Consider the following 15574-nt stretch of genomic DNA (forward strand, 5'->3'; position numbering starts at 1 on the left):
CCCTGTCTCCTTTGCATTGGTGTGTTATAAAGATAATACGCAATATCAAGGGTTCAATGGGATGCGCTGAAGAAGCCCGCCTATTCGAAGACTTCGGTGATTGGGCGCGATTGGCCGGCAATCTCAAGATAGATGGCGACAGGTATCAGGCTGAGGCACCAGGTGAAGAAAGCATAGCGGGCCGCGATCACCGCCTCGAACCATAGAGGTGCCTGGTTCGCATCATCAGGAGTGATCATCAGCATGATCGCAAAATCGACCATGGAGAGTGCCAGATAGAGCACAAAGAAGGCCGACCGCCTGCCCCAGACAAACCGCACCACTGCCGCAAGGGACGGCGAGGAGCGGCCGCAAATCAGCCCGGTTTGCCACGAATGAAACCCTAGGAAGGCTGACAGTATCAGCCCCTCGAGGAAGTACTGATGCCACTCCGGGCCGAGGATCAGGCCAGCTTCGGGCCAGAGGTAATAGCCCGTCACCGTGATCGAAAAGCTGAGCCCAAAGTTTGCAAGGCCAAGCAGGATTGCAGTGCCCACCCAAGTCCAGACTTGCGGTGCGGCAAGTTCGATCCTGCCTTTGGCCAAAGTCCGGGTGACAGGGAAGATGAAGAAGCCGAAGACGACGATACCCAGCGTGCGGATGATCGCGTTGGATTCGAAATAGCCCAATTCTGCGGCAGGCCGGTCAATGAATTGGAACAAAGGAATGTTGACCAGAAAGAACAGCGCCGCACCGACCCATGCGGCTCTGTCCCTCAAGAGATCAACATAGATGCGAAGGCTTTCCATCCGGCCTCGAGCCATCAACCCATGCCGAGCGCGGCCTTGTAGGTGTCGAGCACCATTTCCTGCTCGCTGCGCTCATCCGGCTTCATCTTCCGCAGCTTGATGATCTGGCGCATGATCTTGGTGTCGTAACCTACCGCCTTGGCTTCGGCATAGACATCGCGGATATCGTCGGCGATGCCCTTCTTTTCCTCTTCAAGGCGCTCGATCCGTTCGATCAGGAGGCGCAGGCGATCATCGGTGGCGTCGGCCATCTTGGGTGTACTCCATTGGAATGAGAATCACAGGTTGGCGCATCGGATAGTCTGCCAGCCGCGCCTGCGAAAGGCCGCAATCCACAAGTGGGTGCGCGTTCAGCGCAGGTCCGGTTTGTTGCGGGTCAGGCTTTTTTCCATCGCCGCGATCTGTTCCTCGGTCGCGGGCAATTGCCGCGTGGCTTTCCATTCCTCCATCGGCATTCCGTGGATCAATTCGCGCGCCTGCGCCTTGTCACCTTCGTATCCTGCATCGCGGATCCAGTCGGCAAGGCAATTGCGGCAGAACCCGGCCAGACCCATCAATTCGATGTTCTGGGCATCGTGGCGATGGCGCAAATGCCGCACCAGCCGACGAAAAGCGGCGGCTGCATATTGATCATCAAGCGTATCCAGCGGATCATTGTGGTCAGTCATCAGGCTTTTCCTTGAGTTGCAAACATGCTGTGCCATAGCAGCGCAAACGGGATCAGGAACACCATGGCGAAAAGTGACAATACCAGGATCGACCCGCGCGGTCGCAAGGTGAAAATTCTCGCGACGATCGGCCCGGCCAGCCGCTCGCCCGAAATGCTGCGCAAGCTTTTCCGCGCAGGCGCGGACGCGTTTCGCGTCAATATGAGCCACGGCAGCCACGCCGATCACCAGAAATCGATCGAAGCGATCCGTGCGATGGAAAAGGAATTCGCGCGTCCGATCGCCATTCTCGCCGACTTGCAGGGGCCGAAACTGCGCGTGGGCGAATTTGTCGGCGGCAAGGCGGTGATCCGGCATTCGGGCCATTTCACGCTGGACCGCGATCCCGCCCCCGGCGACGACAGCCGCGTATGCCTGCCCCACCCCGAACTGTTCGGCATCATGGAGCGCGGGCAGCGCCTGTTGATCAATGATGGCAAGATCAAGCTGGTGGTGAAGGAAGCCGACAATCACCGCATCTTCTGCACCGCCGAAGTCGGCGGGGTGATTTCGGACCGCAAGGGCGTGAACGTTCCCGATGCCGAAGTGCCGATCCCTGCGCTTACCGAAAAAGACCGCAAGGACCTCGCCTTTGCCGTCGAACACGAGGCCGACTGGATCGCGCTCAGCTTCGTCCAGCGGCCCGAGGATCTGGCCGAGGCGCGCAAGCTGATCGCTTCGCACGCCACCCGCGGGCAGACTCCGGCGCTTTGCGCCAAGATCGAGAAGCCGCAGGCGCTGCGCCGTCTGGACGAGATCATCGAACTCGCCGACGGAATCATGGTCGCGCGCGGCGATCTGGGCGTGGAGCTTGAACCGCAGGAAGTCCCGCCGCTGCAAAAGCGCATCGTGGGTGCGGCAAGGCGCGCGGGCAAACCGGTGATCGTGGCGACGCAAATGCTCGAAAGCATGATCGAAAGCCCGATCCCGACCCGCGCCGAAGTCTCCGACGTCGCCAACGCGGTTTACGACGGGGCGGACGCGGTGATGCTTTCCGCCGAAAGCGCGGCGGGTGACTGGCCCGAAGAATCGGTTGCCATGATGCACAGGATCACCGCGCAGGTGGAACGCGACGAGGGTTACAAGGAACGCATCCGGTTGCTCGACACGACGCCCGATGCCACCACCGCCGACGCGCTCAGCCATGCCTGCATGACCATCGCCGACACCGTGCCGATCAGCGCGATCACGGTCTTCACCGCCAGCGGCTCGACCGCGCGCCGCGTGGCACGCGAACGACCCGCAACGCCGATGCTGGTGCTCACCCCGTCGATGCGAACCGCCCGCCGCGTGGCGCTCTTGTGGGGAGCGCATGCCGTGGCGACAAAGGATATCGGCAGCTTCGAAGAGATGATCGCCAAGGGCAAACGCATGGCGCTTCGCCACGGATTTGGCGAGGCCGGATCAAAGCAGATCGTGCTGGCCGGTGTTCCCTTCGGCACGCCGGGCGCGACCAATCTGCTGCACGTGGTGACGCTGAAGGGCGATGAGTTGGAGAAGCGCGGGGATTAACCTCTCGCCCGCTCCAACCTCGCCAGCGCTTCGCTTTCGCCGATCAGCGGCAGAAGCTCACCCATGTCGGGGCCTTGGTTCATGCCCGTCAGCGCTTGCCGCAGCGGCAGGAACAGCGCCTTGCCCTTACGGCCGGTGCTGTCCTTCAGCGCGGTAGTCAGCGCGCCCCACGGATCATCGCCCCAGGCCAGCGCCTCGGCCGCCTGCGCCAGATAGGCGCGGTCTTCATCCGAGAATTCGGGCTGCTCGATCGGGCCGGTGACAAGCCGCCACCATTCGCCGACTTCGCCAATGGTGGAGATGTTCGGCTGCACGGCGTGCCATCCGGCTTCGTCCATCCCTGCGGGCAGGCGGTGCTTCACCGCGTCGTATGGCATGGCATGGACTATCGCGGTGTTGACCCGCTCCAGTTCGGCATCGTCGAATTTTGCAGGGGCGCGGCCAAAGGTGGAGAGGTCGAAAGTCTCCAGCAGGTCTTCCCTATCGGCAATCGGTTCGACGGGAAGCGAGGTGCCGAGGCGGGCCAGCAGCGCAATGATCGCTTCGGGTTCGATCCCGCGTTCGCGAAACGCATCGCAGCCCAGCGACCCGAGCCGCTTTGACAGCTTGCCTTCCTTGCCCACCAGCAAGGCCTCGTGGGCGAAGGCGGGCGGCGCCGCGCCCATGGCGGTGAACATCTGGATCTGCACCGCCGTGTTCGACACGTGATCTTCGCCGCGCAGCACCTGCGTCACGCCCATGTCGACATCATCGACCGTGCTGGGCAGCATATACAGCCATGAACCGTCGGCGCGGCGGATCACCGGGTCTGAGAGTTGCGCCGGGTCGAATTTCTGATGGCCGCGCACCCCGTCTTCCCATGCGATCTTTTCGTCATGGTCGAGCTTGAAACGCCAGTGCGGGGCGATCCCTTCGGCTTCCTTGGCAGCGCGCTGCTCTTCGGTGAGGTTCAAGGCTCCGCGATCATAGATCGGCGGCAGGCCGCGCCCCAGCTGCACCTTGCGCTTGAGCTCAAGTTCCTGCTGCGTCTCATAAGCCGGATAGATGCGGCCCGCCTCGCGCAAACGCTGGAACGCGGCTTCATAGGCGTCGAGCCGTTCTGATTGCCGTTCTTCGCGATCAGCCTCGATCCCCAGCCATGCAAGGTCCGCACGGATCGCCTCGACATACTCCTCCTTGCTGCGTGCGGCATCGGTGTCGTCAATGCGCAGGATGAAGGAACCGCCGGATTTGCGGGCGAGCATCCAGTTGTGCAGCGCGGTGCGGATATTGCCGACGTGCAGCCGGCCCGTGGGCGAAGGAGCGAAACGGGTGGTTTTCGAGTTCATAGGCGCTGCCGTTAGAACTTGCCCAGCGCCCCGGCAAGCGGTTCAGCAGGCGCGCAGTTCCGCCATGACGAGGTCCTGCGTCGCATCCCACAGCCGCTCAAGCCGATCAGGCCGCACAAGTCCCGCAATTTCCGCTTCGAAACGCGTGCGGTCACGAGCCGTGCCGGCTTCGACCAGCGCGCCGATGGAGGCTTCATCATGGCTGAGCAAACCGCAGCAGAAGCGCGAAACGCTGATGTTCTCAGGCCAGGCTGCGCAGATCGACTGACTGAGGGCGAGCGATTTGGCCGCGACATCAATACTGCCCAGCCGGGCTGCAAGTTCCGCGACAGGATCGCGCCGGGCCTGCTGATAGTGCGCGATCAGCCGCAGCGAATGGAGAAAACGCGCGGCAATCGGGTTGAGGTTCGCCATTCTCGGCGGTTCGGCAAGACGCGCAATGGTGGCCTTTGCGGCGGCGGTTCGTTGGCTTTGGGGCATGCGACTCCTGCTGGCTTGCTGTGACAACAGGAGGAACATGACTTAATTGCGAATGCTTCGCAATAGCTATTATCGACTCGCGCTATTGCGAAAAGAGCGTGACGCTGTGCCCGCCCCCGTTCAATTCCACCCCGTTGGAGGGAGTCTTCCAGGCATTCGTCACCGCATCGAGCGCGGTTGCGAGCCGTTGCTGTTCCGGATGCACCGCGATGCGGCAGGTCGGTCGCATCGGCCGAGCTACAAAGGGGCCCTCACCGCTGCGAGGCTTTTCCGGGCGATCTGTTGTAAGAACGCCATCGGCATAGGTGTAAGTCCAGCTGAAACCGGCGCAGCGCGGGTCAAACCACATCATTCCGTCTGTCACGCTCAGCGCGATTCCGATACCGCCTCCGACTTCCTCACCGTCAATCGCTGCGACGCGGTATTCACCGGTCAACGCGGCGGGGACCGGATCAGGCAGGGAATCCGGGTCCGGGACGTTCCCGGCCAGCGGTTCGGCCTGATAGCAGGCGACCAGCAAAAGTGGGACGGGCAAGAGAGCAAGGATCAGTCGCACGGGCACCTCCTCTTTACAGGTCGCAAGATTAGGCGAGACGCAGGCCAAAAGCAAAAGGCCCCGGCGAAGCGATCCGCCGGGGCCTTTCGATTTTCGTTGCCGAAGCGGGCTTATTCGCTCGCTTCGCCTCCGCCCATGGCGGCCTTCATCGCTTCCTCGCTGGAAACGGGATCGGCAGCGGGTTCGACCTCGGTCGCACCCGAAGCGGCGAGCGCATCCTGCTGCTTCTTCCACGCAGCCTTGAGAGCGGCGTCGCGGCTGTTGGCGGTGACGCGCAGGCGGTTCATGCCCGCACCCGTGCCAGCCGGGATCAGGCGACCGACGATCACGTTTTCCTTCAGACCGATCAGCGTGTCCTTCTTGCCCTCGACCGAAGCCTGGGTGAGCACGCGGGTCGTTTCCTGGAACGATGCCGCCGAGATGAAGCTGCGGGTCTGCAGCGATGCCTTGGTGATGCCGAGCAGGATCGGGTTGCCTTGTGCAGGCTCCTTGCCCTTTGCCAACTTGGCATTCACCTCGAGCATCTCGGCCAGATCGACCTGCTCGCCCGGAAGCAGCGTGGTGTCGCCGCCATCGGTGATCTCGACCTTCTGCAGCATCTGGCGAACGATCACCTCGATGTGCTTGTCGTTGATCTTCACGCCCTGCAGTCGGTACACTTCCTGAATCTCGTTGACGAGATATTCGGCCAGCGCCTCGACACCCAGAACTTCGAGGATGTCGTGCGGGTTGGGCGAACCGGAAATCAGGGTGTCACCCTTCTTCACATAGTCGCCTTCCTGCACGTCGATCACCTTGGTCTTGGGGATCAGGTACTCGACGGGATCGCCCTCCTCGGGAATGATCGCGATCTTGCGCTTCGCCTTGTATTCGCGAACGAATTCGATCTTGCCCGAAATCTTGGCGATGATCGACACGTCCTTCGGCATGCGCGCTTCGAACAGCTCGGCAACACGCGGCAGACCGCCGGTGATGTCGCGGGTCTTGGCGGCTTCACGCGAAGCACGGGCCAGAATGTCACCGGCCTCGACCTGCTGACCATCCTCGACCGAAAGCGTGGTGCCCGGAGCCAGCATGTAACGCTGTGCCTCGGTTTCGTCTTCGGTCAGGCCTTCGCCCAGAAGGGTGAGACGCGGACGCAGCTCTTCCTTCTTCTTGCGGCCGGTGGCCCGGTTCTCGGTCACGACACGCTGAGCGATGCCGGTGGCGTCATCAGTCTGCTCTTCGAGCGTCGAGCCCTCGATCAAATCCTGATACTTCACCACACCCGACTGCTCGGTGATGATCGGCAAGGTGAACGGATCCCATTCGGCCAGACGATCGCCAACCGAAATCTTCGCACCGTCCTTGAAATGCAGCACGGTACCATAGGGCACCTTGTGCATTTCACGCTCGCGCCCTTCGGCGTCGATCACAGCCAGCTCACCGTTACGGGCCAGCGAAAGGATGCGGCCCTTCTTGTCGGTGATGGTCGGCATGTCGCGATATTCGAGGCGGCCTTCCGAAATCGCCTCAAGGTGCGAAGTTTCGTTCAGCTGCGCCGCGCCGCCGATGTGGAAGGTACGCATCGTCAGCTGGGTGCCGGGCTCACCGATCGACTGCGCGGCGATAACGCCGACAGCTTCACCGATGTTGACCGGGGTACCGCGAGCAAGGTCACGGCCGTAGCAGGTCGCGCAAACGCCCTGTTCGGCTTCGCAGACCAGCGGCGAACGGATCTTGGCCGACTGAACTTCAGCCGCCTCGATGTCCTTCACCATCGCTTCGTCTACCAGCGTGCCTGCGGGGACAATCACTTCGCCGGTAGCGGCGTTGATGATGTCTTCGGCAACGGTGCGGCCAAGGATGCGCTCGCCCAGCGAGGCGATAACCGAACCGCCCTGCACGATCGCACGCATTTCCAGCGCGTTTTCGGTCTTGCAGTCGTCTTCGACGATGACGCAGTCCTGCGACACGTCGACCAGACGGCGGGTCAGGTAACCCGAGTTTGCCGTCTTGAGTGCGGTGTCGGCCAGGCCCTTACGAGCGCCGTGGGTTGAGTTGAAGTATTCAAGAACGGTCAGACCTTCCTTGAAGTTCGAGATGATCGGGGTTTCGATGATCTCGCCCGACGGCTTGGCCATGAGGCCGCGCATACCGGCAAGCTGCTTCATCTGCGCCGGCGAACCACGCGCACCCGAATGGCTCATCATGTAGATCGAGTTGATCGGTGCTTCCTTGCCGTCGGCATCGATCGGCGTTGCCTTGATGCGCTCCATCATCGCGTCGGCGACAAGGTCACCGCACTTCGACCAGGCGTCGATCACCTTGTTGTACTTTTCCTGCTGGGTGATCAGGCCGTCCTGGTACTGCTGCTCGTAATCGGCAACCAGCGACTTGGTGTCCTCGACCAGCTTTTCCTTGGCATCGGGGATGATCATGTCGTCCTTGCCGAAGGAAATGCCCGCCTTGAACGCGTGGCGGAAGCCGAGACTCATGATTGCGTCAGCGAACAGCACCGTGTCCTTCTGGCCGGTGTGACGGTAAACTTGGTCGATCACGTCGCCGATTTCGCGCTTGGTCAGCAGACGGTTGATGATGTCGAAGGGAACCTTGTGGTTCTTCGGCAGACATTCACCGATCAGCATGCGGCCCGGGGTCGTGACAAAGCGCTTCATCACCACATTGCCGTCTTCATCGGCCTGCGGGACGCGGGCGATGATCTTGGTGTGCAGCGTGACCGCCTTGGTTTCGAGCGCCTGGTGCACTTCGGCCATATCGGCAAAGCGCGGCAGCTTCTCGACCTTGCTCCCGTCTTCGTTCTCGAGGAATTCGGGGGTCTTTTCCTGCCGCTCCATCGAGAGGTAGTAGATCCCCAGAACCATGTCCTGCGAAGGCACGATGATCGGCTTGCCGTTGGCGGGCGAGAGGATGTTGTTGGTCGACATCATCAGCACGCGCGCTTCGAGCTGGGCTTCCAGCGAAAGCGGCACGTGGACCGCCATCTGGTCACCGTCGAAGTCGGCGTTGAAGGCCGAGCAGACGAGCGGGTGCAGTTGGATCGCCTTGCCTTCGATCAGCACGGGTTCGAACGCCTGGATGCCCAGACGGTGCAGCGTCGGCGCACGGTTCAGCAGAACCGGGTGTTCGCGGATCACTTCGTCAAGGATGTCCCAGACTTCCTTGCGCTCTTTCTCCACCCACTTCTTCGCCTGCTTGAGGGTCATCGACAGACCCTTGGCATCGAGACGGGCGTAGATGAACGGCTTGAACAGTTCGAGCGCCATCTTCTTCGGAAGGCCGCACTGGTGCAGCTTGAGTTCGGGGCCGGTCACGATGACCGAACGGCCCGAATAGTCGACGCGCTTACCCAGAAGGTTCTGGCGGAAGCGGCCCTGCTTGCCCTTGAGCATGTCGGACAGCGACTTGAGCGGACGCTTGTTCGCGCCGGTGATGACGCGGCCACGGCGGCCGTTGTCGAACAGCGCGTCAACGGCTTCCTGCAGCATGCGCTTTTCGTTGCGGACGATGATGTCCGGCGCGCGCAGCTCGATCAGACGCTTCAAACGGTTGTTGCGGTTGATCACGCGACGATAAAGGTCGTTGAGGTCCGAGGTTGCGAAGCGGCCACCGTCCAGCGGCACCAGCGGGCGCAGTTCGGGCGGGATCACCGGGATCACTTCGAGGATCATCCATTCCGGACGGTTGCCGGATTCGATGAAGCTTTCGACGACCTTCAGGCGCTTGATGATCTTCTTGGGCTTGAGCGCGGACTTGGTGGTCGCGAGCTCTTCCATCAGATCGTCGCGCTCCTGCTCGAGATCGAGATCCATCAGCATGGTGCGAACGGCTTCGGCGCCGATGTCGGCGGAGAAGGCATCTTCGCCATACTCGTCCTGCGCTTCGAGCAGTTCGTCTTCGGTCAGCAACTGGTACTTCTCAAGCGGGGTCAGGCCCGGCTCGATCACGACGTAGCTTTCGAAGTAGAGGATGCGCTCAAGCTGCTTGAGCTGCATGTCGAGCAGCAGGCCGATGCGCGAGGGCAGCGACTTGAGGTACCAGATATGCGCGACCGGCGCGGCCAGTTCGATGTGGCCCATGCGCTCGCGGCGCACCTTGGTCACGGTCACTTCGACGCCGCACTTTTCGCAGACGACGCCCTTGTACTTCATGCGCTTGTACTTGCCGCAAAGGCATTCGTAGTCCTTCACCGGACCGAAGATGCGCGCGCAGAACAGGCCGTCACGCTCAGGCTTGAACGTGCGGTAGTTGATCGTTTCCGGCTTCTTGATCTCGCCGAAGGACCAGCTGCGGATACGCTCAGGCGAGGCAATGCCGATCTGGATCTGGTCAAAGGTTTCCGGCTTGGCCAGCTGGTTGGTGAATTTGGTCAGTTCGTTCATGACTGTGTTCCCTTGAGGGATGAAAACTCTGGAGCGGATAGCGGGGGTGCCGTTGTTTCAGGCACCCGCCGCCGTGTTATTCCGCTGCCTCCGGCCACTGATCGCCGTCTTCCTCATCATCGCCGTCCGACAGCGACTTGAGTTCGACGTTCATGCCCAGCGAGCGCATTTCCTTGACGAGAACGTTGAAGCTCTCCGGAATGCCGGCTTCGAAGGTGTCGTCGCCCTTGACGATGGCTTCGTACACCTTGGTACGGCCAACCACGTCGTCCGACTTGACGGTGAGCATTTCCTGCAGGGTGTAGGCGGCGCCGTATGCCTGCAGTGCCCAGACCTCCATTTCGCCGAAACGCTGTCCGCCGAACTGCGCCTTGCCGCCCAGCGGCTGCTGGGTGACGAGCGAGTACGGGCCGATCGAACGGGCGTGGATCTTGTCGTCGACAAGGTGGTGCAGCTTGAGCATGTAGATGATGCCCACGGTAACGCGGCGGTCGAACGCCTCGCCCGTGCGGCCATCGAACAGCACCGACTGGCCCGAGCTGTCGATGCCAGCCTTCACCAGATAATCGGTCACATCTGCTTCGCGCGCACCGTCGAACACCGGAGTGCCCATCGGCACGCCCGCGCTCAGATTGGTGGCGAGTTCCACGATCTGCGCGGTCGAGCGGCTTTCGAGATCATCGAAATACTGCTCGCCATAGACGTCCTTCAGCCGCTCAATCACAGCTTCGGGTGGCTTGGTATCGGCGTAGTCTTCGGCAGCGTTCGGATTGGCGGCGCGCCATTCCTCAAGCTTCTGCGCGATGTCCATGCCAAGGCCGCGAGCCGCGAAACCGAGGTGGGTTTCGAAGATCTGCCCGACGTTCATACGCGAAGGCACGCCTAGCGGGTTCAGCACGAGGTCAACCGGAGTGCCGTCTTCGAGGAACGGCATGTCCTCGATCGGCAGGATGCGCGAAATCACACCCTTGTTCCCGTGACGGCCGGCCATCTTGTCGCCCGGCTGCAGCTTGCGCTTCACCGCGACGAAGACCTTGACCATCTTGAGCACGCCCGGAGCGAGTTCGTCACCGCGCTCGAGCTTTTCCTTGCGATCCTCGAACTTGTCGCTGATCAGCTTGGCGGCTTCGTCGTACTGCGCCTTGATCGCTTCAAGCTGTGCCTGGCGGGAATCGTCGGCCACGGCGAACTTGAACCATTCGTGCCGCTCGACATCCTCAAGCACCTGCTCGCTGATCTCGATACCCTTCTTCACACCCTTGGGCGCAGCCGACGCGGTCTGGCCGAGCAGCATGTCCTTCAGGCGGTTGTAGGTCGCACGGTTGAGGATGTTGCGTTCATCCGCCGCGTCCTTGCGCAGACGCTCGATTTCCTCGTTCTGGATCGCACGCGTACGGTCATCGATCTCGATACCGTGGCGGTTAAAGACGCGCACCTCGACAACCGTACCGGCAACGCCCGGCGGCAGACGCAGCGAGGTGTCGCGAACGTCCGAAGCCTTTTCGCCGAAGATCGCGCGCAGCAGTTTCTCTTCCGGCGTCATTGGGCTTTCACCCTTCGGCGTGATCTTGCCGACCAGAATGTCGCCGGGGTGCACTTCCGCACCGATGTAAACGATGCCCGCTTCGTCGAGGTTGCGCAGAGCTTCCTCGCCGACGTTCGGGATGTCGCGGGTGATGTCTTCCGGCCCAAGCTTGGTGTCGCGGGCCATGACTTCGAATTCCTCGATGTGGATCGAGGTGAACACGTCGTCCTTCACGATGCGTTCGCTGATCAGGATCGAGTCTTCATAGTTGTAACCGTTCCATGGCATGAACGCGACGAGGCTGTTCTTGCCCAGCGCCAGCTCGCCCAGATCGGTCGACGGGCCGTCGGCGATGATGTCGCCTTGTTCGATAACGTCGCCCACCTTCACCAGCGGACGCTGGTTGATGCAGGTGTTCTGGTTCGAACGCTGGAACTTCTGCAGAGTGTAGATGTCCACGCCCGACTGGCCGGCTTCGACATCGCCGATTGCGCGGATCACGATACGGGTCGCGTCGACCTGGTCGACGATGCCGCCGCGCTTGGCCGCAATCGCAGCGCCGGAATCGCGCGCCACGGTTTCTTCCATGCCGGTGCCGACCCACGGAGCCTCTGCCTTCACAAGCGGCACCGCCTGGCGCTGCATGTTCGAGCCCATCAGAGCGCGGTTGGCGTCATCGTTTTCGAGGAACGGGATCAGCGATGCCGCGACCGAAACGAGCTGCTTGGGCGACACGTCCATCAGCGTGATCTGCTCGTTCGGAGCCATCAGGTTGTCGCCATTGTGACGCGCCGAAACCAGTTCTTCGACGAAGCTGCCGTCTTCATTCAGTTCGGCCGATGCCTGCGCGACGGTGTGCTTCTGCTCCTCCATGGCGGAGAGGTAGATCACCTCGCTCGTCACCTTGCCGTCCACCACCTTGCGGTAGGGGGTTTCAATGAAGCCGTACTTGTTCACCCGGCTGAACGAAGCCAGCGAGTTGATCAGGCCGATGTTCGGGCCTTCCGGCGTTTCAATCGGGCAGATACGGCCATAGTGCGTCGGGTGAACGTCGCGGACTTCAAAGCCGGCGCGCTCACGCGTGAGGCCGCCCGGGCCAAGCGCCGAAACGCGGCGCTTGTGAGTGACTTCGGACAGCGGGTTGGTCTGGTCCATGAACTGCGACAGCTGCGAAGAGCCGAAGAATTCGCGCACCGCGGCCACAGCCGGTTTCGCGTTGATAAGGTCGTTAGGCATGACGGTCGACACGTCGACGCTGCTCATGCGTTCCTTGACCGCGCGCTCCATGCGCAGCAGGCCGACGCGGTACTGGTTTTCCAGCAGCTCGCCGACAGAACGCACGCGGCGGTTGCCGAGATTGTCGATGTCGTCGACTTCGCCCTTGCCGTCCTTGAGACCGACCAGTTCCTTGACCACGGCAAGGATGTCTTCCTTGCGCAGCGTCGTCACCGTGTCTTCGGCGTCGAGGCCCAGACGCATGTTCAGCTTAACGCGGCCCACGGCGGAAAGGTCGTAACGCTCACCGTCGAAGAACAGGCCTTCGAACAGCGCGTCTGCGGTTTCCTTCGTCGGCGGTTCGCCCGGACGCATGACCTTGTAGATCGCTTCCAGACCTTCGTCGCGGTTCTCGGCCTTGTCAGCCTTCAGCGTGTTGCGGATCCACGGGCCGGTATTGATTTCGTCGATGTCGAGCAGTTCTACCCGGTCGATCCCTGCCTTGTCGAAAGTCTCGATGTGCTCAAGCGTCACTTCGTCGCCGGCTTCGATGTAAATTCGGCCGGTCGATTCATCGATCATGTCATAGGCGGCATAGCGGCTGACGACTTCCTCGGTCGGCAGCAGCAGCTCGGTGAGACCATCCTTCGCCGCCTTGTTCGCGGCGCGCGGGCTGATCTTCTGGCCAGCCGGGAAGACTTCCTCGCCGGTCGAGGCATCCACCAGCGCGAAGGCCGGCTTCTGATTGCGCCAAACTTCCGGAGTGAACGGGATCTTCCAGCCGTCCTTGGCGCGCTGCCAGGTCACGGTGTCATAGAAATAGTGCAGGATCGCTTCGCTATCGAGGCCCAGCGCATAAAGCAGCGCGGTGACCGGCAGCTTGCGCTTGCGGTCGATGCGGACGTTGACGATGTCCTTGGCGTCGAATTCGAAATCCAGCCACGAACCGCGGTACGGGATCACGCGGGCGGCGAACAGCAGCTTGCCCGAAGAGTGGGTCTTGCCGCGGTCATGGTCGAACAGCACGCCGGGCGAACGGTGCATCTGCGACACGATCACGCGCTCGGTGCCGTTGATGATGAAGGTGCCGTTCTCGGTCATGAGCGGCATGTCGCCCATGTAAACGTCCTGCTCCTTGATATCGAGCACGGAACGGGTTTCGGTCTCCTGATCCACCTCGAACACGATCAGGCGCAGAGTGACCTTCATCGGGGCAGCATAGGTGATGCCGCGCTGACGGCACTCGGTGGTGTCGTACTTGGGATCTTCGAGTTCGTAGTGCACGAAATCGAGCTCGGCGGTGCCGGCGAAGTCGCGGATCGGGAAAACGCTGCGCAGCGTCTTTTCGAGGCCGGAGACATAGCCCGTCGCCTTGTCCGAACGCAGAAACTGCTCATAGCTTTCGCGCTGAACCTCGATCAGGTTCGGCATCTGGACGACTTCGTGAATGTCGCCAAAGATCTTGCGGATGCGCTTTTTCGCGGTGCCCTGCGCCTTGCGGCTGCGGACCGGTTTCGCTTTGGTTGCCATGGAGGAGTATTGCCTCTTTTGCCTGTGCTCACGAAGCACGTCCGGCCCCGCTCGCAGTTTTGAACTCGTTTCGTCACGCGAGACGGAAAGCCTATCCGACGCAAAGAAGCCGCATTCCATGGCGCACCCTCTCAGGCCACCGTGGCTGCAGCTTTTTTCGTCGCGAATATGGCAAAGCGCCGCTTCCATTCTTGGACTGATCCCCGCGCATGAATCAGTCCGGCTCGAAGCTGGCGTGTGACGGCCATGTAGGAATACGCCGCCCCTGCGTCAACAGGTGTCTGGCGATTCGAATCGCCAACAACCGCAGCGCGGAAGACGCCCTCCACCGCCTTATTGATAAGCGATAAGAGCGGAAATATTGCTTTTCGATCAGGGTATTATCGTTTTTCAATATTTATTGATTGACGATAAACCCAGACGCGCCTAGATAGTGATTATTGAAATTCGATATGTCACTTTAAGGAGAACGATATGACCCGCATCGCTTCACAATCAATGGCAGCTGTTGCAGCCATTATCCTCGCCCTCGGCTCCATCAGCGCGATTGTCGCGGTTCCTCCCGCATCGGCGCAGACCGTGCCGGTAGCGAGCATGGCAACTGAGCTGGCCTGAACGACCCACCTTCCCAAACCGAGGACCATGCAATGACCAAAGCACTCAATGACCCGCTGCTGATCGCAGCCAAAGGGGTCATCTATTTCATGCTCGGCATAATCGCGTTTGCCGGATTTTTCGTCGTACTCGGCATTCCTGCCACGCTGATATTCGGCGCTGAGCTTGGCGCTGACATCAACGCCGCCGAACTGCCCCAGCACGCCTATTGGCTGATCGCTCTTTTGCTCGCCGGTGTCGCAGGCCTGCTTGCGATGGGCTTCCGCTTTTTCCTCGACATGCTCCGCATCGTCCAGAGCGTAGGAAAGGGCGATCCGTTCATCCCGCAAAACGCCGTCAGGCTGACTGTGATGGCCTGGATCGCGCTGGCGATCAACGTTCTGGCACTGCCCGTGGCCGGACTTGGCGTCTACATCGCCAAACTGGCCAAGGAAGCGCCGGGCACAGTGGAGGGCGGCGTCGATTTTGGCGGGATCATCCTCGTCCTGACACTCTTCGTCCTCGCCCGCGTATTCAAGCACGGCGCTGCAATGCGCGAAGATCTCGAAGGGACCGTGTGATGCCAGCTGAAGACGAAGGAGCAACAATCATGGTCAAACTTGACGACCTGCTGCACGAACGCCGCATGACCCTAACCGAACTGGCAGAGCGGGTGGGCCTGACCCTCGCCAACCTCTCGATCCTCAAAACCGGCAAAGCCAAGGCGATCCGGTTTTCCACCCTCGCCGCGATCTGCCGCGAACTGGACTGCCAGCCGGGAGATCTTCTCGCCTACCAGGGCGGATCGAACGAGACAGACGCCTGATCGGTTTTGCTTGACACAACCCCGCAAATGCTTAGAGGCCCGCCCCCGAAAGGCGGGTCTCTTTGTATTCGCCCTTCATCCGTCCGAGACAGTTGGTGAAGGCAATCGGGCCTTCTTAATTTCCAGCCTAG

General features: G+C 61.3%; 12 protein-coding genes. 4 read left to right on the plus strand and 8 right to left on the minus strand.

Going from position 1 to position 15574, the window contains the following annotated elements:
• Positions 1 to 80: 80 nt before the first annotated feature.
• The 3 genes from L1K66_RS00640 to L1K66_RS00650 form a co-directional block, all read right to left on the minus strand.
• Positions 81 to 788, minus strand: a complete 708-nt coding sequence (locus tag L1K66_RS00640) for a hypothetical protein (protein WP_252259077.1) — start codon at positions 786 to 788, stop codon at positions 81 to 83.
• A gap of 14 nt (positions 789 to 802) precedes the next feature.
• A complete protein-coding gene (locus L1K66_RS00645; protein ID WP_034955597.1) occupies positions 803 to 1039 on the minus strand; it encodes a DUF2312 domain-containing protein in 237 nt (78 codons plus the stop codon).
• Between the two features lie 99 nt (positions 1040 to 1138).
• Positions 1139 to 1456: a DUF1244 domain-containing protein gene (locus tag L1K66_RS00650; protein ID WP_034955598.1), complete on the minus strand. Its 318-nt coding sequence runs from the start codon at positions 1454 to 1456 to the stop codon at positions 1139 to 1141.
• 63 nt (positions 1457 to 1519) lie between these two features.
• Between L1K66_RS00650 and pyk the strand changes: the two genes are divergently transcribed.
• Positions 1520 to 3007 (plus strand): pyruvate kinase, encoded by a 1488-nt coding sequence (gene pyk / locus L1K66_RS00655; protein ID WP_252259079.1) that lies wholly within the window; start codon positions 1520 to 1522, stop codon positions 3005 to 3007.
• Here the strand turns inward: pyk and gltX are convergent.
• The 5 genes from gltX to rpoB all read right to left on the minus strand — a co-directional run bounded on the left by gltX (position 3004) and on the right by rpoB (position 14023).
• Positions 3004 to 4335: a glutamate--tRNA ligase gene (gene gltX / locus L1K66_RS00660; protein ID WP_252259080.1), complete on the minus strand. Its 1332-nt coding sequence runs from the start codon at positions 4333 to 4335 to the stop codon at positions 3004 to 3006. The genes pyk and gltX overlap by 4 nt on opposite strands.
• Positions 4336 to 4377: 42 nt before the next feature.
• Complete coding sequence (locus L1K66_RS00665) at positions 4378 to 4815, minus strand: DNA-directed RNA polymerase subunit beta' (protein WP_252259082.1); 438 nt, start codon at positions 4813 to 4815, stop codon at positions 4378 to 4380.
• An 82-nt stretch (positions 4816 to 4897) separates the two neighbouring features.
• Complete coding sequence (locus tag L1K66_RS00670) at positions 4898 to 5371, minus strand: hypothetical protein (RefSeq protein ID WP_252259084.1); 474 nt, start codon at positions 5369 to 5371, stop codon at positions 4898 to 4900.
• A gap of 110 nt (positions 5372 to 5481) precedes the next feature.
• Positions 5482 to 9753 carry a DNA-directed RNA polymerase subunit beta' gene (gene rpoC, locus L1K66_RS00675; protein ID WP_252259086.1) on the minus strand — a complete coding sequence of 1424 codons (4272 nt, stop codon included), beginning with the start codon at positions 9751 to 9753 and terminating at the stop codon, positions 5482 to 5484.
• Positions 9754 to 9829: 76 nt separating this feature from the next.
• The gene (rpoB, locus tag L1K66_RS00680) at positions 9830 to 14023 is read right to left on the minus strand and encodes a DNA-directed RNA polymerase subunit beta (RefSeq protein ID WP_252259088.1); all 4194 of its coding nucleotides are present in this window, start codon (positions 14021 to 14023) and stop codon (positions 9830 to 9832) included.
• A gap of 474 nt (positions 14024 to 14497) precedes the next feature.
• Between rpoB and L1K66_RS00685 the strand changes: the two genes are divergently transcribed.
• From L1K66_RS00685 to L1K66_RS00695, 3 genes are read left to right on the plus strand one after another with little or no spacing between them, the layout of a single operon-like run.
• On the plus strand, positions 14498 to 14638 hold the full coding sequence (locus tag L1K66_RS00685) for a hypothetical protein (protein ID WP_252259090.1): 141 nt from the start codon (positions 14498 to 14500) through the stop codon (positions 14636 to 14638).
• A 32-nt stretch (positions 14639 to 14670) separates the two neighbouring features.
• Positions 14671 to 15198 carry a DUF2975 domain-containing protein gene (locus tag L1K66_RS00690; protein ID WP_252259092.1) on the plus strand — a complete coding sequence of 176 codons (528 nt, stop codon included), beginning with the start codon at positions 14671 to 14673 and terminating at the stop codon, positions 15196 to 15198.
• Positions 15198 to 15443, plus strand: coding sequence for a helix-turn-helix domain-containing protein (locus L1K66_RS00695; RefSeq protein ID WP_252259093.1), 246 nt, complete (start codon positions 15198 to 15200; stop codon positions 15441 to 15443). Before L1K66_RS00690 ends, L1K66_RS00695 begins: the two co-directional genes overlap by 1 nt.
• Positions 15444 to 15574 lie beyond the last annotated feature (131 nt).

The sequence above is a fragment of the Erythrobacter aurantius genome, assembly GCF_023823125.1.
Lineage (GTDB): Bacteria > Pseudomonadota > Alphaproteobacteria > Sphingomonadales > Sphingomonadaceae > Erythrobacter > Erythrobacter aurantius.

What these genes read in the sequence shown, in the direction of transcription:
- gltX (WP_252259080.1), bottom strand. Translation starts at nt 4,335, where the DNA reads ATGAACTCGAAAACCACCCGTTTCGCTCCTTCGCCCACGGGCCGGCTG.
- L1K66_RS00650 (WP_034955598.1), bottom strand. Translation starts at nt 1,456, where the DNA reads ATGACTGACCACAATGATCCGCTGGATACGCTTGATGATCAATATGCA.
- L1K66_RS00685 (WP_252259090.1), top strand. Translation starts at nt 14,498, where the DNA reads ATGACCCGCATCGCTTCACAATCAATGGCAGCTGTTGCAGCCATTATC.
- L1K66_RS00645 (WP_034955597.1), bottom strand. Translation starts at nt 1,039, where the DNA reads ATGGCCGACGCCACCGATGATCGCCTGCGCCTCCTGATCGAACGGATC.
- L1K66_RS00665 (WP_252259082.1), bottom strand. Translation starts at nt 4,815, where the DNA reads ATGCCCCAAAGCCAACGAACCGCCGCCGCAAAGGCCACCATTGCGCGT.
- L1K66_RS00640 (WP_252259077.1), bottom strand. Translation starts at nt 788, where the DNA reads ATGGAAAGCCTTCGCATCTATGTTGATCTCTTGAGGGACAGAGCCGCA.
- pyk (WP_252259079.1), top strand. Translation starts at nt 1,520, where the DNA reads ATGGCGAAAAGTGACAATACCAGGATCGACCCGCGCGGTCGCAAGGTG.
- rpoC (WP_252259086.1), bottom strand. Translation starts at nt 9,753, where the DNA reads ATGAACGAACTGACCAAATTCACCAACCAGCTGGCCAAGCCGGAAACC.
- L1K66_RS00690 (WP_252259092.1), top strand. Translation starts at nt 14,671, where the DNA reads ATGACCAAAGCACTCAATGACCCGCTGCTGATCGCAGCCAAAGGGGTC.
- L1K66_RS00695 (WP_252259093.1), top strand. Translation starts at nt 15,198, where the DNA reads ATGCCAGCTGAAGACGAAGGAGCAACAATCATGGTCAAACTTGACGAC.
- rpoB (WP_252259088.1), bottom strand. Translation starts at nt 14,023, where the DNA reads ATGGCAACCAAAGCGAAACCGGTCCGCAGCCGCAAGGCGCAGGGCACC.